The 19,899-nt window shown below is 34.4% G+C and carries 21 protein-coding genes and 1 tRNA gene; 13 read left to right on the top strand and 9 right to left on the bottom strand.

Features of this window, described 5'->3' with window-relative positions:
• The first annotated feature begins 20 nt into the window (after window positions 1-20).
• From EL260_RS04040 to EL260_RS04010, 9 genes are all read left to right on the top strand, one after another.
• Entirely contained in the window at window positions 21-881 is an 861-nt protein-coding gene (locus EL260_RS04040) for a hypothetical protein (protein WP_123858959.1), read from the top strand.
• Window positions 859-1,761 (top strand): grasp-with-spasm system ATP-grasp peptide maturase, encoded by a 903-nt coding sequence (gene gwsG / locus EL260_RS04035; RefSeq protein WP_123858958.1) that lies wholly within the window; start codon window positions 859-861, stop codon window positions 1,759-1,761. The genes EL260_RS04040 and gwsG overlap by 23 nt, the downstream gene beginning before the upstream one ends.
• Window positions 1,758-1,943, top strand: coding sequence for a hypothetical protein (locus EL260_RS04030; protein WP_123858957.1), 186 nt, complete (start codon window positions 1,758-1,760; stop codon window positions 1,941-1,943). The genes gwsG and EL260_RS04030 overlap by 4 nt, the downstream gene beginning before the upstream one ends.
• A complete protein-coding gene (gwsS, locus tag EL260_RS04025; protein ID WP_123858956.1) occupies window positions 1,940-3,040 on the top strand; it encodes a grasp-with-spasm system SPASM domain peptide maturase in 1,101 nt (366 codons plus the stop codon). Before EL260_RS04030 ends, gwsS begins: the two co-directional genes overlap by 4 nt.
• A 110-nt stretch (window positions 3,041-3,150) precedes the next feature.
• On the top strand, window positions 3,151-4,659 hold the full coding sequence (locus tag EL260_RS04020; protein ID WP_123858955.1) for a vitamin K epoxide reductase family protein: 1,509 nt from the start codon (window positions 3,151-3,153) through the stop codon (window positions 4,657-4,659).
• 94 nt (window positions 4,660-4,753) lie between these two features.
• A complete protein-coding gene (locus EL260_RS25465) occupies window positions 4,754-4,918 on the top strand; it encodes a bacteriocin-like protein (protein ID WP_164466599.1) in 165 nt (54 codons plus the stop codon).
• A gap of 82 nt (window positions 4,919-5,000) precedes the next feature.
• Window positions 5,001-7,193 (top strand): peptidase domain-containing ABC transporter, encoded by a 2,193-nt coding sequence (locus tag EL260_RS04015; protein ID WP_123858954.1) that lies wholly within the window; start codon window positions 5,001-5,003, stop codon window positions 7,191-7,193.
• 71 nt (window positions 7,194-7,264) lie between these two features.
• Window positions 7,265-7,459, top strand: coding sequence for a bacteriocin-like protein (locus EL260_RS26245; RefSeq protein ID WP_449506069.1), 195 nt, complete (start codon window positions 7,265-7,267; stop codon window positions 7,457-7,459).
• A gap of 46 nt (window positions 7,460-7,505) precedes the next feature.
• Window positions 7,506-8,804, top strand: a complete 1,299-nt coding sequence (locus tag EL260_RS04010) for an HlyD family secretion protein (protein ID WP_123858953.1) — start codon at window positions 7,506-7,508, stop codon at window positions 8,802-8,804.
• A 425-nt stretch (window positions 8,805-9,229) separates the two neighbouring features.
• Here EL260_RS04010 and EL260_RS04005 read toward each other — a convergent pair.
• From EL260_RS04005 to greA, 7 genes are all read right to left on the bottom strand, one after another.
• A tRNA-Met gene (locus EL260_RS04005) sits at window positions 9,230-9,303 on the bottom strand.
• 44 nt (window positions 9,304-9,347) lie between these two features.
• On the bottom strand, window positions 9,348-10,640 hold the full coding sequence (locus EL260_RS04000; RefSeq protein WP_123858952.1) for a peroxiredoxin family protein: 1,293 nt from the start codon (window positions 10,638-10,640) through the stop codon (window positions 9,348-9,350).
• A 62-nt stretch (window positions 10,641-10,702) separates the two neighbouring features.
• On the bottom strand, window positions 10,703-10,915 hold the full coding sequence (locus EL260_RS03995; RefSeq protein WP_123858951.1) for a signal peptidase: 213 nt from the start codon (window positions 10,913-10,915) through the stop codon (window positions 10,703-10,705).
• 5 nt (window positions 10,916-10,920) lie between these two features.
• On the bottom strand, window positions 10,921-12,876 hold the full coding sequence (locus EL260_RS25460; RefSeq protein ID WP_164466598.1) for a T9SS type A sorting domain-containing protein: 1,956 nt from the start codon (window positions 12,874-12,876) through the stop codon (window positions 10,921-10,923).
• A gap of 75 nt (window positions 12,877-12,951) precedes the next feature.
• Entirely contained in the window at window positions 12,952-14,139 is a 1,188-nt protein-coding gene (gene clpX, locus EL260_RS03985) for an ATP-dependent Clp protease ATP-binding subunit ClpX (protein WP_123858950.1), read from the bottom strand.
• Between the two features lie 66 nt (window positions 14,140-14,205).
• Window positions 14,206-14,595 carry an HIT family protein gene (locus EL260_RS03980; RefSeq protein WP_045492597.1) on the bottom strand — a complete coding sequence of 130 codons (390 nt, stop codon included), beginning with the start codon at window positions 14,593-14,595 and terminating at the stop codon, window positions 14,206-14,208.
• A 57-nt stretch (window positions 14,596-14,652) separates the two neighbouring features.
• On the bottom strand, window positions 14,653-15,123 hold the full coding sequence (gene greA / locus EL260_RS03975) for a transcription elongation factor GreA (RefSeq protein ID WP_123858949.1): 471 nt from the start codon (window positions 15,121-15,123) through the stop codon (window positions 14,653-14,655).
• Between the two features lie 110 nt (window positions 15,124-15,233).
• Here greA and EL260_RS03970 point away from each other — a divergent pair, with 110 nt between their 5' ends.
• From EL260_RS03970 to EL260_RS03955, 4 genes are all read left to right on the top strand, one after another.
• A complete protein-coding gene (locus tag EL260_RS03970) occupies window positions 15,234-15,695 on the top strand; it encodes a hypothetical protein (RefSeq protein ID WP_123858948.1) in 462 nt (153 codons plus the stop codon).
• 8 nt (window positions 15,696-15,703) lie between these two features.
• Complete coding sequence (dtd, locus tag EL260_RS03965; RefSeq protein ID WP_123858947.1) at window positions 15,704-16,153, top strand: D-aminoacyl-tRNA deacylase; 450 nt, start codon at window positions 15,704-15,706, stop codon at window positions 16,151-16,153.
• A 15-nt stretch (window positions 16,154-16,168) separates the two neighbouring features.
• On the top strand, window positions 16,169-16,762 hold the full coding sequence (locus EL260_RS03960) for a hypothetical protein (RefSeq protein WP_123858946.1): 594 nt from the start codon (window positions 16,169-16,171) through the stop codon (window positions 16,760-16,762).
• A 201-nt stretch (window positions 16,763-16,963) separates the two neighbouring features.
• Window positions 16,964-18,619, top strand: coding sequence for a S8/S53 family peptidase (locus tag EL260_RS03955; RefSeq protein WP_123858945.1), 1,656 nt, complete (start codon window positions 16,964-16,966; stop codon window positions 18,617-18,619).
• A 127-nt stretch (window positions 18,620-18,746) separates the two neighbouring features.
• Here the strand turns inward: EL260_RS03955 and EL260_RS03950 are convergent, their stop codons facing one another.
• Both EL260_RS03950 and EL260_RS03945 read right to left on the bottom strand, forming a co-directional pair.
• Entirely contained in the window at window positions 18,747-19,259 is a 513-nt protein-coding gene (locus tag EL260_RS03950) for a hypothetical protein (RefSeq protein WP_123858944.1), read from the bottom strand.
• 59 nt (window positions 19,260-19,318) lie between these two features.
• Window positions 19,319-19,858: a hypothetical protein gene (locus EL260_RS03945; RefSeq protein ID WP_123858943.1), complete on the bottom strand. Its 540-nt coding sequence runs from the start codon at window positions 19,856-19,858 to the stop codon at window positions 19,319-19,321.
• Between the last annotated feature and the right edge of the window lie 41 nt (window positions 19,859-19,899).

Here is a 19,899-nt window from a genome sequence, read left to right as displayed (position 1 = left end):
ATTATTAAATTGAATTATTTATGAAAATTTTACCATTTCTCTCTCTTATCATTTTATTATTCCTTACATCTTGTAAAAAAAACTATATAACTTATTATAATAAGGTGAACGAGATTGACAGCATATATAGACTGGCCAACAATCCTAAATTAGCTGTAAATGAGTACAGGCAAATTTTCAAAGAATATGATCCTAAAAATCAGGACCGTATTGAAGAATATGCAACTTATATCACTCTTGCTGATCAGTATAATGAAGACTTTGGTGGAAAAAAAAGTCTTTATCAATTAATTTCTCTGATTGCCCCTAATGGAGACGAATATAAAAAGTATCTGCCTCTTTTTAATAAATATGGAATAGACAATGCATCTGTTGAAGAAAAAATAACAGAATGGAAACAAGGACTAGATAAAAAGCTGGTTGACTCTTTCAAGATTGCTCTGATAAGAGATCAGGCAGGTCGTCCTCTTGATACAGCATTGACCAGAAAAAATGTAGAGAAAAACGCAAATTTTCTTATATGGACCTTTAAAAATCATGGATTTCCAACACCTCAAAAAATAGGATGGTTTCCTATGCCAACCTTTATCACTCATATGGTTGAGTCCAAAAAAAATTATCCTTTTATAAAGGAAAAATTATTGGAATATGTAAAATCAGGAGATTTCTCCCCGCGTGATTATGCAAGAATGGAGGATACCTACTTAGGAGCCCATAAAAAAATTACACTATATGGTTTTAATATGATTCCTGTAAAAGACAGTGCACTGACTGACCGTAACCGGAAAAGCCTGGGAATTCCAAGTATGAAACACAGTTCCAAAATAAGAAAAGATTTTTTTAAAAAACTAAAACAGGATGATACTCATCATATCGAATAACGGAGATTCTACAACCACAAAAGTTATCAAATATCTTTCGGCAATGGGAAAGAAGTTTATTCGAGTGCATGAAGATGAGTTTTTTGAAATTAAGGCTGATAAAAAAAGAATTTATTTGGTGAGTGACAGAAACAATTTTTTTCTGGATGAAATTGCAAGTACATGGTACAGAAGAGGAGGTTTAAAATTCAAACGCCTATCCTATGATAATAATGCTGCCAACCACCATATGGATGAACACCAACATTGGCTGGAAGATTACGTGATAAAAACCTTGGAATCAAAAAAAAGCATTAATAAACAGAGCAACAATCATGTCAATAAACTTTTGGTCCTGGAGCAGGCAAAAAAAATTGGGTTAGAAGTTCCAGAATATTTTCTAGCAGAAAACACAGATGAAGTTGTTATCAATAAAACAATTACAAAACCCATTACAGAAAATGTAATATTAGATTCTGTCGAGAAAAACTTCAACGGCATCATTTACACTTCAGTAATACAGGAAAAAGAGAAGGAAGAATTCTTCATCACCTTTTTTCAGGAAAAAATTGAAAAGGACTTTGAAATAAGAAGCTTTTATCTGGCTGGTAAAATGTGGTCTACTGCTATTATTTCTCAAAATGATGAGCAGACTAAAACCGATTTTAGAAAATATAATTATAAAAAGCCCAATAGAAAAGTACAATACCAACTTCCTGAAGACATTGAAGAAAAAACGCATCTGCTTATGCAATCACTGGACTTAAGCTGTGGCTCGATAGACTTTATAAAAAGTGGAGACACATTCTACTTTTTGGAAGTTAATCCTACAGGTCAGTTCATTGGGCTATCAGAAATCTGCAACTATTCATTAGAAAAAGAAATAGCACAATATTTATGAAAAAATTATTTAAAGAAGAAAAAAATAAATTACCTCTTACCTTTAAATTTATTGAAAAGCTTGGCACTAAAAAATCTAATGATAAAACCAGTATTAACATAAACTATATAGAGTGTGAAGTCTATCAAACAGATTATCTGATGAGGGAAAGGCCAATAAAAGCACTTACAAGATTATTATGAGATATTTTAACCTATTCAGTAATATTTTAATCACCAAAGGTGCCGGAAGAATTTTGATCTCTGATCTTCAGAGGAAAATATCAGATCTTTATCCTTTGGAATTATATGATATTATCGAGGAGCTGAAAAATGATTCTATTGAAAATATCTTAGAAAATTATGATGCTGAATCTAAAGAGATTATTCATGAATATATAGACTTTCTGCTAGAAAAAGAATATGGTTTTATAACAAATGATGATTGGGATAGGAGCTTTCTTCCCATGTCCTATGAGTTCCAGGAGGTAAGCAAAGTCTCAAATGTTTTCATTGAAATTGATGATATCATTATTCTTGACAGGATAACAAACTCTATCAACAACTTAGGGGTAAAACATTTAACAATTTATTGTACTAAGAAACTTTCTCTTGAAGAATACCAAGCTATAGACAATAAATTTAAAGGCTCTGTTTTAGAAGGTATAGAAATATACTCTCCATTTCATAATGCTTTAGATGAGGAATTTTTCCAAATACTCAACCAAACAACCACAAGAATTTATAATTTCTTTTTTTACGATTGCAAAAAGATCCCTTTTAAGACCACAGAAGTATTTAGATTTACGATAAACTTTAACCATGAAAACATCAAAATATCCGCTTGCGGAAAAATAGATCTAAAATATTTCAATACCAATCTTCCAAAAGTTCTTGAAGCAATTAATCACAATTCCTGTTTACACAAAAAAATAGGAATTGATATCAACGGTAATATAAAGAACTGCCCTTTAATGCCGGAAAAATTTGGAAACATCCATCAATCAAGTCTTGAAGAGGTTCTGATACAAAACAATTTCAAAAAGTATTGGAACCTCACTAAAGACAAAATAGAAATTTGTAAAGATTGTGAGTTTCGGTATGTTTGTACTGATTGCCGTGCTTACACAGAAAGAACCCACAAGAATAAAGAGGGCCTTGATATTTCAAAACCTTTAAAATGTGGTTATAATCCATATACATGCACTTGGGAAGACTGGAGTCAAAATCCTTTCCATCAAAAAGCAATACAATATTATAATTTAGGAAACTTGGTTTTAAAGCCGAATTCTGTAAAATAAAATATTGATATTCAAATCAAATCTACCAATACCACCTTATATCTCACTAATAAAAGAAAAATTCTTTTGTTAATTTAAAACATCTGTGTATTTTAGTTGAAAATATTAATATGATTTTTGATAAACTAATTAACTACCTAAAACTTGATAAGCAGGAATTTATTTTCCAGTTTAACTCTCACCCCAATTATCCGTCTGCATTAGCCTTCAGTGATACATTAAACTTTTTGGGAGTAAAAAATGATGCCTATCAACTTGACAAAGAATATTGGGACGAGCTTCCGGAAGAATTTATTGCTATTGTTGACAATTCGTTCTCACTGGTAAAAAAATCTGGAAGTAATTATTCTGTTTATTCTGAAAAAGCAAAAACACTAGACAAAGAAGAACTTTACAAGAATTCTACAGATTTTGTTCTTTTGTTTGAAAAGACTGAAAATGCAGAAAATAAAGCAACCTTCAATTTCAAACCAATTTTATACGCTGTTTTTGCAGTGATTCTTATCTATTCATTTATATATCAAGAACCACTTGAAGCGCTCTTTAATCTTCTTTCATTAGCTGGTGTTTATATTTCATTAGAATTATTCAATCAAAAATTTGGAAATACTTCCAGTGTAATTGGAAGCATCTGCGGAGCCACTCCAGCTGCTCAAACCGCTAATTCATGTGACAGAATTATCAAACAAGATAAGACCAGTATATTAGGGTTGAAATTTTCAGACTTCTCATTAATTTACTTTATCGGACTTGCCATATTAGGATTATTTTTACCAGCCACGGCTTATATTGTAAAAGGATTTACTTTCGTTTCCATACTTGCAATTGGTTATTCTTTGTATATCCAGGCTTTTGTTGAAAAGACATTTTGTAGAGTTTGTTTGTTAATTATATCAATCCTTGTTGGGCAATTAATTATCAGTGCTTTCTTTTTTCAGAATCTCTCTTTTGGAATTGGAGCCCTTTTACTAACAGTTATTTTATGGGCAGTAATCTTTTCAGCAGTAATGTATTCTAATACCCTGCTTGAACAGAAAGAAGAACTTCAGAAATCGAATGCTAAAAACCTTAGATTCAAGAGAAACTATGAACTTTTCAAAAGCCAGCTATTAGAAAAAGATAAAATAGAATTTCAGGATACTGAAACATTTTCAGTAGGAAAAAAAGATGCAAGGCTTCGTATTTCCATTATTTCCAATCCTTATTGTGGCTTCTGTAAAGATGGCCATAAACTGGCAGAAAGTCTTTTAAAGAAATATCCAGAGGATGTTTCCTTACAAATGAGATTCAACTATACTCCTGAAAGATCTAATGAGAAATACAATGCATTGATTTCGGACCTTACCTATATCTACAATAATAAGACAGAAAAAGAATTCTTACATGCCGTTGAAGAATGGTTCGAAACAAGGGACGAGAACAAAGTCAATATTCTATCCGGAGGAGTTGTTACATCAGAAAATATGGATTCACTAGTTCAAATGTCTGTAGAAAACAGTAATGCAGGGCTTAACTTCACCCCTATCCTTGTGATTAACGGCTATCAGTTTCCGGAAAAATATGATAGAGAAGATATTTCGTTCTTTGTTGATGAGTTAATAGAAGACGAAGAAATTTAATCATAGCCAGTGATTCAAAATTCACTATCTTAGGAAAAACAAAAGCGATATCCGAAAAGCTACAAAAGAGTAGGTAACCCAAAAACTATTTATTATGAAAAATCTAAAAAAACTTTCAAGAGAAGGCCTAAGAATTCTGAAAGGTGGTATTACTCAGGAATGTGCAAGAATTCAATCTGAAGCGAGCTATTGCGAATCCAAAATCAATCCACCTAAAGAGGGTGCTATAAATGCATGTAACAAATGGTGCTACTACTAGTACATCATTTCATTGAGTTATAATATTGAATAAAGTAAAAATGTCGTCAGAATATGACGACATTTTATAATGATTATTAGTTTTGAAAAAATTTCCTTTTTATAAACAACCAGACACTAAAGACTGTGGACCTACATGTCTTAGAATTGTAAGTAAATATTACGGTAAAAGTATATCCCTGCAACAAATCCGGGCCCTTTCTGAAACTACCCGTGAAGGAAGCAGCCTTCTTGGATTGAGTGATGCTGCAGAAAATCTTGGGTTCCGTTCATTAGGAGTTCAGGTCGACTTTAAAACCCTCGTAGAAGAAGTTCCACTTCCATGTGTTGTACACTGGAATAAAAATCACTTTGTCGTTGTTTATAAGGTTGATAAAAATAATAAGATATACATCTCTGATCCCAGCTACGGATTGATTACTTACAATCAAGAGGAATTCATCAAATCATGGATCGGAGAAAATGCGAACGAAAACACTGAGGAAGGAATAGCTCTTATTCTGGAAACAACACCGGCATTCTTTCAAACCGAATTTGACAATGAAGAAAGTAAAGCTAGTTTTTCATTCCTTTCCAAATATCTTCTTAAATACAAATCACTTGTTCTTCAACTGGCCGTAGGACTTCTCGCAGGAAGTTTACTATCCCTGGTTTTTCCATTTCTTACCCAGAGTATTGTAGACGTTGGAATACAAAATCAGGATATTAATTTTATTTATCTTGTCCTGCTCGCACAAATTATGTTATTCTTTGGCAGAATGGGTATTGAGACCATCAGAAGCTGGATTCTTCTCCATCTTTCTGCGAGAATCAATATTTCGATTATTTCCGATTTCTTTATCAAATTAATGAAGCTTCCTATCAGCTTTTTTGATACCAGAATGACCGGAGATATCATGCAAAGGATCAATGACCATCATAGAATAGAACAGCTCCTTACCAGTTCTTCATTAAATACCCTGTTTTCACTAGTCAACCTGATTATTTTCAGTATTGTTCTTCTGCTTTATGATTACAGACTATTCATTGTTTATCTTGTAGGGGCAATAGCATATATCGGATGGATCAGTTTCTTCCTGAAAAAGAGAAAAGAACTTGATTATAAAAGATTTTCCCAAGTTTCTCAGGAACAAAGTAAAGTTATTGAGCTTATCAACGGAATGCAGGAAATCAAAATGCATAATGCTGAAAAGCAAAAAAGATGGGATTGGGAATTCCTTCAGGTAAAACTATTTAAAATCAGAATAAAATCATTGTCTTTAGAGCAATGGCAATCTGTAGGAGGAAATTTTATTAATCAGATGAAAGATATCTTGGTAAGCTTCCTCTCCGCAAAATTAGTATTGAGTGGAAACTTAACTTTAGGGATGATGCTTTCTGTACAATATATCATTGGACAGCTAAACAGCCCGCTTCTTCAGCTTATTGATTTTATTAAACAAACTCAGGATGCTAAAATCTCCCTTGAAAGACTAGGGGAAATTCACGATAAAGAAGATGAGGAAAGTAAAGATGAGCAGTATGCAATGGAAATTCCTCAAAGAGATATAGAGATCACCGATATGTCATTCAGATACATCGGATCTGACGTGCCGGTTTTTGAAAACCTAAGCCTTACGATTCCCTATCAAAAAACTACTGCAATTGTTGGAGCCAGCGGAAGTGGAAAAACGACCTTATTGAAACTCCTTATGAAGTTTTATGAGCCAGACAATGGAGATATCAAAATTGGAAATACAGCACTGAAAAATATTTCCCCACGGTTCTGGAGGGACCATTGCGGCGTTGTAATGCAGGAAGGATATGTATTTAATGATACAATTGCCAATAACATCGCTGTTGGTGAAGATCACATTGATAAAAAGAAATTAAGGCGTGCCGTGGAAATAGCTAATATAAAAGAGTTTGTTGAAGGATTGCCACTAAGTTATAATACAAAGATTGGAAATGAAGGTGTTGGAGTAAGTGGTGGGCAAAAGCAAAGACTTTTCATTGCAAGAGCCGTTTATAAATCTCCTGAATATATTTTATTTGATGAAGCAACTTCTGCATTAGATGCCAATAATGAGAAGATCATTATGGAAAACCTTGAACAGTTCTTTAAAGGTAAAACAGCAGTCGTTATTGCCCATAGACTTTCTACTGTAAAACATGCCGATAAGATTATTGTACTGGACAGAGGAAAAGTTGTAGAAGAAGGCAGCCATGCCGAATTGGTAGATCTGCGCGGTGAATATTACCGATTGGTGAGAAATCAGCTTGAATTAGGAAATTAACCAAAGAGAATCAATATATAGCGGAATCCGAAAAGCTTATAGAGTAGGAAATTATAAAACATCTATTAATTATGAAAAATCTAAAAAAACTTTCAAGAAAAGATTTAGTTTTTGTCAGTGGAGGTGTAATAATTCCGGACGACAACTGTTGCGGATCATGGTGCCTGGGTAGCTGGATGCCATGTCGTATGCATCATATTGCATGTCCACCAGACGCAGACACTTCACCACCATCATGGTATGACGGGACTTGCCCACGTATTTAAATTATATTCCCCCTGAAATATTGGGGGAAATTTTACCTCAAAAACAATGAAAGAAGACGTTTTAGACAATATTGAACTCCGTTCAGAAAGTGTACAGGATATCCTTACCCAGCCTCCTAATTGGATGATTCGCTGGGGAAATACACTTATATTCATTATTATTCTACTCATTTTTGTAATGAGTTACATTATAAAATATCCGGAATTTGTACCGGCGCCTATTATAGTAACTTCTCAAAATCCGCCGGAAAAATTAGAAGCAAGAATCAACTCAAAGATTGAGAAAATATTCATTAAAGACCATCAGGAAGTAAAGAAAAATGACGTACTGATGGTGATGCTGTCAGCTGCCAATTATAAAGATGTAATCGCATTAAAAAAACTGATAGACTCTACCTCTCCTAATCAGCTTAGCTCCTTTCCTATCGCTCAGACCTCAAGATTTAAACTAGGCGAATTGCAGGGAGAATACAACAGTTTTGCAAAAGCTTTTCAGGATGAGGAACTTTTTACAAGATTACAGCCTTATGCTCCGGAAAATTTGGCCACCAATCTAAGCCTTTCCGAATCTAGAGCAAGGATTTCCACTTTAAAACAGCAGAAAAACCTGGAATCTGCCAAATACGACCTTACCAGAAAGAATTTTCAACGGTCTCAGGAATTATTCAATCAGGGAGTAATTTCTGCTATGGAGCTTGAGAGCGAAAAGATCAAATATCTTCAGGCGCAACAGAACCTTGAAAATATCAATATTTCTATTTCACAGGCTGAAGAGGGGATTTCCAATCTCAATAAAACCAAAAGCGGAACAGTAATTAATACAGAAAAAGATAAAATTACTTATTCTTCACAAACCCTACAGCTTTTTGAACAATTAAGAAAAGCATTAAAACTATGGGAACAAAATTACCTTGTTGTTTCATCTACGGATGGTGTTGCTAGTTTCCAGCAGTTTTTCGGCGAAAATCAGTTCGTAAAAGCTGGAGAAGCTATTGTTTCTATCCTTCCTGAAAACAAAGAGAAATTAGTTGGCAGAATGTCTGTTCCTACTGCAAACTCCGGAAAGATCCATCCGGGGGAAAAAGTACTAATCAAACTGGATAACTACCGTTTCCAGGAATATGGAATTGTAGAAGGGAAAGTTCAGAATATATCTCTTATTCCTGACGATAAAGGGAATTACTATGTAGATGTTGTTTTACCAAAAGGATTAAAAACAAGCTATAATAAAAATCTGAAATTTGATAAAGAACTTAGAGGAAGTGCAGAAATTGTAACTGAAGATCTGAGACTTATCGAAAGATTCTTCTATCAGATCAGAAAGCTACTAGGATATCAGGCCTGATAAAAGGTTTATAACAATACAACATGCCGTTTCTCAAATTATAGAAACGGCTTTTTTATGCCCATTTCTGGTTTATAAATTAAATCATGGTAGATAACCTTATCAAAAGGCGATAACAAGAAAATACAGCAATAATAACGGTTTAGAGCGATCATCATGATTTCACATAAAGCTTACTGTATCCAAAAAAAACTAAAAACATTCTATACTTCAGGAATGAAAATAAAATCAGCTCTATTCTTTTTCTCAAGCTTACATCTATAATCCAGGGTTGATTTATATAATTTATTTTCCAACAATTAAAATAACCGTTTATATCCTCTAAACAGGAAAGAATTACTGTAATGCAAAAAACTATTCTGGAAAATAAAGTGTATTGTATAAAAATGAAAACCGCAACCATTAATGAATGATTGCGGTTTTTGTAGCGAAGACGGGAATTGAACCCGTGACCTCAGGGTTATGAATCCTGCGCTCTAACCAACTGAGCTACCTCGCCGTTTTGGTGGTGCAAATATAGAAAAATATTCTTTACCTCCAAAATTATTTTAGCATAAAATATTCTAAAACGTTCCCAACATGTTCTGGTTTATTGATTATCTTGTTGTTAGCATCTAAAATAAAATATGTCGGAGTTGCATGAACATTATACATATCTACGTAACTACTGTTCCATCCTCTCAATTCTGAGTCATTGACCCATGGAAATGCAGCAATCTTTTTAGAATAAGAATTTTTATCTACATCTAAAGACAGGGCAATAACCTGAATATTTTTCGCTTTTAAATCATTATACTTTTCCAACAACTTTGGAAGTTCGGTTTCACAATGTGAACAAGTAGATGACCAGAACACAATAACCTTCTTATCAGCCTTCACATCGTGAATTGATTTTGCAGTAGTATTTGTTGCGGATTGAAATTTATAATTAGGAAATACAGCTCCCATTTCTACATTTGCATTGGATTTTAACGTAGAAGCCAGCCTATCATTAATAGTACACTTAAGGTTTTTAGCTAAACCAAGATATTTATTCTTAAACTCATCCATCTGATAAACATCAAAAATATCGATAAGTTCGGATAATACAGTCTGTCCTCTTGGAGTTTCTACCTTTAAACGGTCTAAAAGTTTATCTACTGAGCCTGCAACATTAGTATTCCCTCCGGAGTTCAAATAAGATACTAATACCGGTCTTAATAGCGATGAGCTTTCAAGCATATCGTTAGACTTATCAAGGAAGTTGATAATTTCTTCCTGATCAACCTTTTTATTACCTTCTGTCGAATTTCCAAGGAACTTACTATAATTGGTATTGTAATACGTTATAAACGGATGTTTAGCAGCATCTATGGAAGAGGATGTACCTGCAAGCCTGTCAATCTCTGTTTTCAGCGCTTTTCCAAAATCCGTGTTATCTTTATAATATTCTTTAATCTGAGTTAAAGCAGGAAGAATAAGCTCTTTCTTTTGAGAGCCTTCCTGTTGCTTGCTCATTAGCTCATTAGCTTCGTCCAGATAAGTAACATCCTTCACTTTATTATTCTGAATATCCAGTTTGATATTTACATTCTTGTTTTCAGAAATGAAACTTACGGTATTATTGGTTGTGGGGAAATAAATCTTCATCATCCCCATATAATTATTTGGATATTTAAACGTCCATGTATTGTTCTTGCTTTGTTCTTTGGTAACAATGATATCTTTTGAACCGTTTAATGTATATAGAATAGCATCCTGATCTTTAAAATCTGCTGGTGTCTGAACTGTAACTGTAAACTGAGCCTGCAATGCAAATGCAGCTAAAACCGCAGATAGTGTATAAATCTTTTTCATAGAGTAAAAATAAAAAAAACTCTCTGATTAATCAGAGAGTTTAATATTATTTTAATAAAATTTTATGCTTTAACGTTCTTGTACTTTTTTGTAAAGTAAACAATCAGAGCGACTGCTACAATACCCAGTACATAAACATACATATCTATGGGTGAAGATGGAGCACCTGTACCATTACCACCACCTCCTCCTCCTCCAGGAATTGGCGGAGCAGCTTGCACTAATGCTAATGCAAAAAGAAAAAATGCGGATACTAGCTTATTAATAGTTTTCATATTATTTATTTTAAGATTTTTGTGTTAACAGTTTCTCCCTTATCTGAGACAATTTTTACAACATAAGAGTTTTTAATAGAGTTATTAAGTTCTATTACAAAATCTCTAGAAGTATCAACAGCTTTCTTAGAAATAACTAGTTTACCGCTCATATCATAAACTTCAATATCAGCTTTCTTCCAATTTGGATCAAATCTTACAATATAATTTGTAATTGAAGGATCATAAACCACCAATGTTCTTGACGGTGATGTATTCTTCTCTTTAACAGCTAGAGTACCCTTAGCAGGTTCTCCGTAATATAGGTTAGCTTCTTCGTTTGTTACAGGAATAATATCTCCCTGTTTAGCAGGTATTACATTTCCATTTTCAGCTTTATAGTAAAATCCTATACCTGAAGATAATTGATGAGATCCAGCAGGAATTAATTCTGCGTTTTCTCTTACTTCAAATTTATAGAATTGAACTTTATCCTGATAATAGTTTACCAATTTAACATTCTTACCTTTGAAATCGTTTTCATTGGCTTCGTTAATGTATAACCAATAGCCAAGATTGTTATTGTCATAACCTCCATTAACGTTTTCTTCAAAAGTCCCAATAATATTCTTACCAGCAGAAGCCTGTACTGTGGTTGCAATAGAATTTTGGTGTCCTGTAACTGATGAATTAGAAACTACATAATAGGTTCTTGAAATTTCATTTTTATTAGCATCAAGGCCAATAACACCAAGCTGCTTTACAGAACTATTAATACTATTTACATTTTTAGCAGCAGATACATCATATGGAGTTCCGGCTGCTCTTGCAGTTCCATTAAACCTTCTTAAGGTATTAAAGTTTAAAGTCTGAAGAGAATTATCTCTTAACTTTATTTTGAACGACTGCATAGGCTTAATTACTACCAAGTCAACATCTCCAACAGCAGGAGCAACACCATCACCAGTAGCCATGAAAGTTACCACCTTATTATTGGTTGCATATGTAGAACCATTTGGCAGTGTGTTTACTGTACCTGGATTATATTCAACACCCCAGATATTCTTCACTGCATTTCCATCTCCGTTAGGTCCTTCAGTGTAGCCTATTTTGGATAAATCAATATTCGTTAGGAACGGATTCCCGAATTGATACCAGTTTTTACCAAACGTTCCCTGCCATGCAGAAGTTGTCCACTCAAAACTGTCATCCAGATAAGTATTATATTTCTCGTTGTAAGCGTTGTTATTATTCCCCCCTGCACCAAAAGTTACATTAGCTGCTGCATTTTGAAGTGTAACAGCACCGGCAAGAGGAGCATAGGGTTTTCCGTTAATCGTGAATACATTACCTGTTGTAGGAGCACTTGCATTCCAATCCTGATTGGTAACCTTCAACATGTAGTATCCGGAAGGATCACTTGTTGCAGTTGACAAACTGGTGAAATTATTGGCTACAGCATTCGTATTATCCCATTTAAGGACAGGGTTGCTGTATCTTCCTGTATCAAAAGTTTTACCAATTTCTGTAGATAATGTACTTAGTACTTTGCCAGAGAAAGGCAAAGCAACCTGCTGATAATAACTAGGGTTTGTAGAACCACCATGACTGGTTGTTCTATATTCCTTACTTACAATACCAGTAATATTGGACTGGGATAATCCATCGATGTACAACTGACCATACGTAGAAGTCGCATACGTAGCAGGTGTATTCATTCTTAAAATGATATTTCCACCGTCAGTTTTATCTGAACCGCTGGTGGTAATCGTTTTAAAAGTGTCTGTACCTGATCCTACGACCATTACATTTCCGTGTACATCCAAAACACCATTGTCTTTTGTCTGTACACCTCCACCACTATATACTAGGGTGCCTTCGCTCACATACATATTAGCACCAGTGTCAACATGACATAATATCTGCGCCTGAACAGAATAACTGATTGCTAAAAGACCTATAGCAAATAAACTTTTTCTCATTGTATAAATTATTTGTGTGTTAATACAATCTTCACCCGCAAAGGTATTATTTTTTTCTTTAAAAAAAAAACTTTTTTATCTATTAATCAAAATATTATCTTCCGTTAATACAATCTTTTTCTCCTCTCCAATTGAAAACATATAGTCTTCTAAAACCTTTTCAGTGGTCCCTCTAAGACCTCTTGCTCCTAGTCCTTTTTCAATGGTTTCCTCAACAATTTTTTCGATCGCACCGTCTGTAATTACCAAATCTGTGCCATCCATTTTGAAAAGTTCCACAAATTGATTCACAATTGAATTTTTAGGCTCTTTCATAATTCTTACCAACGTTTCTTTTGAGAGTTTATCGAGGTAAGTAATGATTGGAAATCTTCCTAAAAGTTCGGGAATTAAGCCGAAAGAACGTAAATCAATGGCATTAATATTTGTTAATACATATTCATCTTCATCAGTTTTATTGATTTTTTCGGAACTGAAACCAATAGCCTGCTTATTCATTCTTCTTTCAATGATTTCTTTAATCCCATCAAAAGCTCCACCGGCAATAAACAGAATATTCTGAGTATTCACCTGAATATACTTTTGATCAGGATGCTTTCTCCCTCCTTGTGGTGGTACGTTTACAATACTACCTTCCAACAGCTTCAATAATCCCTGCTGTACACCTTCTCCGGATACATCTCTTGTAATACTTGGATTGTCTGATTTTCTTGCAATCTTATCAATCTCATCAATAAAAACAATTCCTTTTTCTGCTTTTTCAACATCATAGTCTGCAACCATCAATAACCTTGAAAGGATACTCTCCACATCTTCTCCTACATACCCTGCTTCTGTTAGGATTGTAGCATCCACAATACAGAAGGGAACATTAAGTTCTCTTGCAATGGTTTTAGCCAGCAAGGTCTTTCCTGTTCCTGTCTCCCCTATCATGATGATATTGGATTTTTCAAGCTCTACGTCTCTGTTTTCGTCCTGAGCGTGAAGCAATCTTTTATAATGGTTATACACCGCAATAGAAAGCTGTTTTTTTGCCTGATCTTGCCCTATGACATATTGATCCAGAAATACTTTGATTTCTTTTGGCTTTTTAAGATCTTCCATATTGTCTGCCGGCGAATATCCTGCTTTGGAAGCACTGTCTTTTACAATTACATGTGCCTGCTCTATACAATTTTCACAAATAAAACCGTTCTGCCCAGAAATCAACATCTGTACTTCATTTCTTTTTCTTCCGCAGAAAGAACATTGGTTTGGATTCATATTATATAATATATGTATATGTTAAAGAAAATCGTAAAAAATTACTTTTTTACGATTTTCTGTGTTTTAAGAATTAATAATTGAGTTTTGAATCTCTGTATATTCTTCGTTCGTTAATTTTAGTCTTTCATTTCTGAAGTTCATGTCTTCCATCTTGTTTAAAGGAATAAGATGGATGTGAGCATGGGGAACTTCAAGTCCTACAACCGCTACTCCTACTCTTACACATGGAATTGCAGTTTTGATCTTCTTGGCTACCTCTTGGGCAAATCCCCAAAGGTTTTTGTATTCTTCACTTTCAAGATCAAAAATCAAATCCACTTCTTTTTTTGGAACTACTAAAGTGTGTCCTTTCACCAAAGGCATCGCGTCGAGGAATGCAATAAAATTTTCATCCTCCGCAATTTTATAAGAGGGAATTTCGCCATTGATGATTTTTGTGAATATAGTGCTCATTTTTATAAAAGTTAGAGATTAGATACTAGAAGTTTAGAAATGAAAAGTGGTATCAGATTATAGAGAAATGTCTAATACTTCAAAAGAAAGTTTATTTCCGTTAGGTAAAGTAATCTCAGCAGTTTCGCCTTTAACCTTACCTAGTAACCCTTTAGCAATAGGAGTATTTACAGAAATCTTTCCTGTCTTAAGGTCGCTTTCGTTATCGGGTACCAATGTAAATACCTGCTCCTGCTTCGTTGCATTATTCATAAGCTTCACTGTAGTTAAGATAGAAACTTTTGAAGTATCTAATTGGCTTTCGTCTATAATTTTAGAAGTTGAGATAACATCTTTTAGCTTAGAAATTCTCATTTCAAGCATTCCCTGAGCCTCTTTAGCCGCATCATATTCTGCATTTTCAGACAAATCACCTTTGTCTCTAGCTTCTGCGATCTGCTGAGTAATTTTTGGTCTTTCCACAGTTTCCAACTGTTCCAGCTCAGCTTTCATTTTCTCAAGGCCCTCCTTTGTTACATAGCTTGCCATAATTTTCAAAATTTAGTTTTAGTATAAAAAAATAATCCGACATTTGTCGGACAATGTTTTACGTGTTATAATCGTTTAATTTTTACAAATATATAAAAATTTAAATTGAAATGAAAAAAACTTTTTCGATATTATCTATTTTCATTTTATTGATTTTCAGTAATTTATCTATAAACTCATGCGGAAGTAGAGAAGATACTGTGAGCTGCTTTCCGAGCAATCCAATCAATGTTACTTTAAATTTAAACCTTCCCGCCTATAACGCTTTAAATTATGATGACGGTTGGATTTATGTTAATGAACAACAGTCAGGAACCAGAGGGCTAATCATTGTTCGTGTTGGGAATACATTTAAGATTTATGATCGCAATGCACCTCATTTATGCCCTGATAATGGCACAACCCTTGAGGTTACTAAAGATAATCTTGCTATTTTATGCCCAAAGGATGGTACCAAATGGATGTTAAGAACAGGTCAACCATTGGATGGAGCAAAAACCTCTCTTCCTCCAAAGACTTATACCACTTATAATTATGATCCTGCAAGCAAAACTTTAACTATTTACTATTAAAATAAAAAATGAAGATTGTTATACAAAGAGTCTCTGAAGCCCATGTAAAAGTAGAGGGAAAAATCGTTGGAGAAATAGGAAAAGGACTCATGCTGTTGGTAGGTATTGATGAAAATGATGAAAAAGCAGATGCAGATTGGCTGGTTCATAAAGTATTGAATATCAGAATCTTTGGTAATGAAGATGACAAACTCAATCTTTCGGTAAAAGATATTTCCGGAGAGATCCTGTGCATCAGCCAGTTTACCCTTATTGCAGATTATAAAAAAGGAAATCGTCCTTCTTTCATCAAAGCTGCCAAGCCTGATAAAGCCGTTCCGTTATTTGATTATTTTAAAGAAGAAATGGTAAAATCCGGATTAAAGACTGAAAGCGGCATTTTCGGGGCAGATATGAAAGTCTCATTAATCAATGATGGACCTGTAACCATCGTTATGGATTCAATTACAAAAAGCTGATAGTTAAAAACCTGCATGAAGAACAAAAATATAGTCATTGCTTATCTTATATTGACATTGATCTTCCTGAGTGAAGTTGCTTTAAATTTTAATAAATACAGCTATTCTGGATATTACACCGATAAAATTATTGGCTGGCTTTGGCTGGCCATGACCATTTTTATTATCATCAGACTTTGGAAGAAAAGGGCAATCAAGGTATATTTTGGTCTTTTGATTACCGGAATTATTTTAAGTATTCTACCCATGATGATTCCGTTCTTTGCTCTGGTCAGTTATTTTTCAACCATTGACAGCTACCAAAGAATCAAACTCAACAACAACTATCGAATTGAGAGATATCGTCCTGGAGTATTGTCTAAGCCACAAATCGCCATTTACAAACAGGATGGTATTTTTGAAAAAAGAATCGGTAAAACTCCTTATGTTGAAGTTTTAGAAAAGGTTTTACAACGTTCCTCATCCGATATTCCGAGTGACGAACAGAAAGAACCTATTCAGGAATCAAAACTCATTAATGTAACCAAAGACAGCATTGGAATTGAGTACCAGATCATCAATAAAAAGCAAGTCTTTTATCATAAAATCAATGAGGATCAATTTGAATAATCATCTAATTTAATCCTCATTTTATCCCTAATTAAGAAATACCTTTCAGCAAAACTGAAAGGTATTTCTTATAAAAATCCTTTAGACAAAGGAAAAACCCAATCATTGAAAAATAAATTCACAAAAACGTGATTTGTTTTCGTTTTTATTATTATTTTTGATATTATCCAAATTTATTCACAATCATTTAATAAAAATAATATGAAAACAAAAATCAAACTCCTTACCTTATTTGTATTCTGTTTCTTCCTTTCATTTGCACAATCTCCATTAGGTCGCAGTGCTCCACAAAACGATATTATCTATGTATGTTTTTCAAAAGGCATTACTTCAGAAAAAGATGCACTTAGTAAAAACCCTGAGCTGGAAAGGTTTATCCGCGAAAATAAAATATCATTTACTTACGATCTGGGGTTTAGCAATGAAAAAATTAGTGAAATGATGGCCAGCAGCAGACAGAATGGAAATTCTGGTGAGTCTGTTCAAAAACTGAAAAGGATATTTAAGGCAAATATCCCTGTTCAGGATGGCGATTCTTTTCAAAGGCTGACTCAGGTTCTTGAGAAATTTCCTGAAATAGAATATGTATCAGTAATGAGTAGTACTCCTGTTGAGCCTCCTTTGGTCAACATGTTTGTGGCAACTCCGGATCTGGAAGGCCTTCAAACCTACCTGAATGATAATCCGGGCATCAATGCAAAATATGCTTGGTCTAGAGGAATTACGGGACAAAACATTCGAATCCGTGATGTGGAATATGGCTTCTACAAAACCCATGAAATGCTGAGCAATCAAAATTCGATTCAGCTGGAACCCGGTTATTCTCCCAATTCAGGATTATCTGGCAATAATTACCGGGACCATGGAACAGCTGTAGTCAGCATTCTAGGATCTGTAAAAGATAATATCGGGCTTACAGGTGCTGTTTATAATGCTTCAGAAATAAAAGGATATATGGAATGGACAACGGTTGGATACAACAGAGCTTCGGCAGTAAGCAGATCCATCAATGCATCTCAGTCTGGAGATATTATCTTATATGAAATGCAGACTGGTGGAAAAAACGGTGAATATTGTCCTGCTGAATATGATAGTGTGATATGGGACCTTACAAAAGCGGCTACAGATTCAGGAATTATCATCATTGCGGCAGCAGGAAATGGAAATCAGGATCTTGATGAACCTTTCTATGCAACTTACAGAGCAAGAGGAAACAGTGGAGCCATCATCGTAGGAGCCGGAACTCCTAATACCACCCATTCAAAACAAAGCTTCAGTACTTATGGAAGCAGAGTGGATGTACAAGGATGGGGAAGCAGCGTTCTGGCTGCAGGATATGGTTCCTATGCAAAGTATGACAATGATAATAACAGGACTTACAATTATTTCAGTGGAACAAGTTCCGCTACTCCTACCGTAGCCTCTGCAGCAGTATTGATCCAGTCTTTTTATCGTCAGACTATGGGCCAAAATTTAAGTCCGGCAGCGATGAGAAATCTTTTGGTTTCCACTGGTATTCCACAGGGAGGAACCGATGTTAATAAAAAAATTGGTCCACTTCCGAATGTGAAAAATGCCATTTTGCAATTGGAAGGTAAATCTACAGCTTCCGCTAAAGCCCTGCCTGCCCTAGAAGTAAAAATTTATCCTAATCCTTCCAGCAGCTATATAGCCATTCAGAGTGCTGAAGATAAAAAGCTGAACATTGAAATCATCAATATGAATGGAAGGTCAGTGATAAAAAGCACGGTTTCTCCAGGTGAAAAGATTACTATTTCTGAGCTTCCTATCGGTCAGTACATTATCAATATCAATGAAGGATCAAGACGGGTTGTGGAAAAGTTCACTAAATTATAGGAAGAATGAGGTTTGAAGTTACTTTTACTCATATAAGTGGCTAAGCGTTATTTTAAACTCACTTTAATATAAATAAAAACTCCTTTCAGCAATTGAAAGGAGTTTTTTGATTCTTAACCTTTAAAACTTATTTCGCAGGGACGCTGCTGAAATTAAGGGCTACTTTTATATTCATATCTGAAGAAGTCTGGTTCTTCAATTCATAAACTGTTCTTACGGTAAGTCCTGAACTTTTTACAATATTATCCAGAAAGCCGGTATCATTCAGATCCAAGTTCATACTAGACGAATTGGTAGATATATTAGAACGGGATGCTATCAGCCTCTCCCCTGTTCCGCTGGATGATACATATATTTTAATCGTTTTAAATGCGCTTAGATTTCCTCCGGAAGGAGAAGCTACGGAAATTTTTGCGTCAGAGATTCTTACATCTTTTATCAGAGCATTATTATTTCCTCCAAACCACGTTTGTACATTAGTTGCTGTTGCTGTTGAAGAGACCTCTTTATCTGCAGGCACTCCTGTGGAAACTAAGACATTCGTTGTATAAGGAAATGTATTCTGAACCAGCGACTGTACGGTTCCGCAACTTACAAGTACAGCTGAAGCGGCCATTGCTGTTAGAACTATATTTTTCATAATTTTTAAATTTAAACTTACGATGTTAATTTGCAGAAACTGTACCAAATTGATGGAGGCTACTCGATGCTTACTGTAAAATGACCCTTTGTATTTCCAGAAGCCATATTACTTTTTCCGATAATCAGCCATACTTCTCCTTTTTCAGGAATTTCATAGGAAATCTCTCTTCCGAAAGGGCCATCATAATTTCCATTGGGGAGTCTTATCTGGTTGAACCTGATATTAAAGTCTTTTTCTTTGGTTGAAATCTTTGCTTTGATATTGGACTGTCCAAAATGGGTCAGTTTTAAAACCAGCTCCTGATCGTCATTTTTAAATTCTTCTCCCAATGTGAAAGGAAGTTGAGAGGCATCTGCTGTTCTTACAATCTGCCCTTCTTTTTCACTCCTCATCACTCCCTTGCGTAAAACTTCTTTGGTAGCAGGAGCATTGTTAATAATTGAATCTTTCTTTACCAGGGCTATAGAATCTGCTTTATAGGCAGATTCCGGCATTTCAGTTACAATTGTTGAATCCTTTTGAGATACATCTGTCACAGCAGGATCTTTTTTACATGAAATAATAATCAATGGAATTAACAATAAGCTTTTTTTCATAATAATTAAATTTAAGGATGTGCATACAGAAGGATATTGTT

The organism is Chryseobacterium nakagawai (genome assembly GCF_900637665.1).
GTDB classification, from domain to species: domain Bacteria; phylum Bacteroidota; class Bacteroidia; order Flavobacteriales; family Weeksellaceae; genus Chryseobacterium; species Chryseobacterium nakagawai.
The sequence above is the reverse complement of the archived record's forward strand: the minus strand, read 5'-3'. Positions and strand labels throughout refer to the sequence as shown.

Bases quoted from the DNA above. Each gene is read 5' to 3' on its own strand.
- EL260_RS04040 (WP_123858959.1), top strand. From the start codon at position 21: ATGAAAATTTTACCATTTCTCTCTCTTATCATTTTATTATTCCTTACA.
- gwsG (WP_123858958.1), top strand. From the start codon at position 859: ATGATACTCATCATATCGAATAACGGAGATTCTACAACCACAAAAGTT.
- EL260_RS04030 (WP_123858957.1), top strand. From the start codon at position 1,758: ATGAAAAAATTATTTAAAGAAGAAAAAAATAAATTACCTCTTACCTTT.
- gwsS (WP_123858956.1), top strand. From the start codon at position 1,940: ATGAGATATTTTAACCTATTCAGTAATATTTTAATCACCAAAGGTGCC.
- EL260_RS04020 (WP_123858955.1), top strand. From the start codon at position 3,151: ATGATTTTTGATAAACTAATTAACTACCTAAAACTTGATAAGCAGGAA.
- EL260_RS25465 (WP_164466599.1), top strand. From the start codon at position 4,754: ATGAAAAATCTAAAAAAACTTTCAAGAGAAGGCCTAAGAATTCTGAAA.
- EL260_RS26245 (WP_449506069.1), top strand. From the start codon at position 7,265: ATGAAAAATCTAAAAAAACTTTCAAGAAAAGATTTAGTTTTTGTCAGT.
- EL260_RS04010 (WP_123858953.1), top strand. From the start codon at position 7,506: ATGAAAGAAGACGTTTTAGACAATATTGAACTCCGTTCAGAAAGTGTA.
- EL260_RS04000 (WP_123858952.1), bottom strand. From the start codon at position 10,640: ATGAAAAAGATTTATACACTATCTGCGGTTTTAGCTGCATTTGCATTG.
- EL260_RS03995 (WP_123858951.1), bottom strand. From the start codon at position 10,915: ATGAAAACTATTAATAAGCTAGTATCCGCATTTTTTCTTTTTGCATTA.
- EL260_RS25460 (WP_164466598.1), bottom strand. From the start codon at position 12,876: ATGAGAAAAAGTTTATTTGCTATAGGTCTTTTAGCAATCAGTTATTCT.
- clpX (WP_123858950.1), bottom strand. From the start codon at position 14,139: ATGAATCCAAACCAATGTTCTTTCTGCGGAAGAAAAAGAAATGAAGTA.
- EL260_RS03980 (WP_045492597.1), bottom strand. From the start codon at position 14,595: ATGAGCACTATATTCACAAAAATCATCAATGGCGAAATTCCCTCTTAT.
- greA (WP_123858949.1), bottom strand. From the start codon at position 15,123: ATGGCAAGCTATGTAACAAAGGAGGGCCTTGAGAAAATGAAAGCTGAG.
- EL260_RS03970 (WP_123858948.1), top strand. From the start codon at position 15,234: ATGAAAAAAACTTTTTCGATATTATCTATTTTCATTTTATTGATTTTC.
- dtd (WP_123858947.1), top strand. From the start codon at position 15,704: ATGAAGATTGTTATACAAAGAGTCTCTGAAGCCCATGTAAAAGTAGAG.
- EL260_RS03960 (WP_123858946.1), top strand. From the start codon at position 16,169: ATGAAGAACAAAAATATAGTCATTGCTTATCTTATATTGACATTGATC.
- EL260_RS03955 (WP_123858945.1), top strand. From the start codon at position 16,964: ATGAAAACAAAAATCAAACTCCTTACCTTATTTGTATTCTGTTTCTTC.
- EL260_RS03950 (WP_123858944.1), bottom strand. From the start codon at position 19,259: ATGAAAAATATAGTTCTAACAGCAATGGCCGCTTCAGCTGTACTTGTA.
- EL260_RS03945 (WP_123858943.1), bottom strand. From the start codon at position 19,858: ATGAAAAAAAGCTTATTGTTAATTCCATTGATTATTATTTCATGTAAA.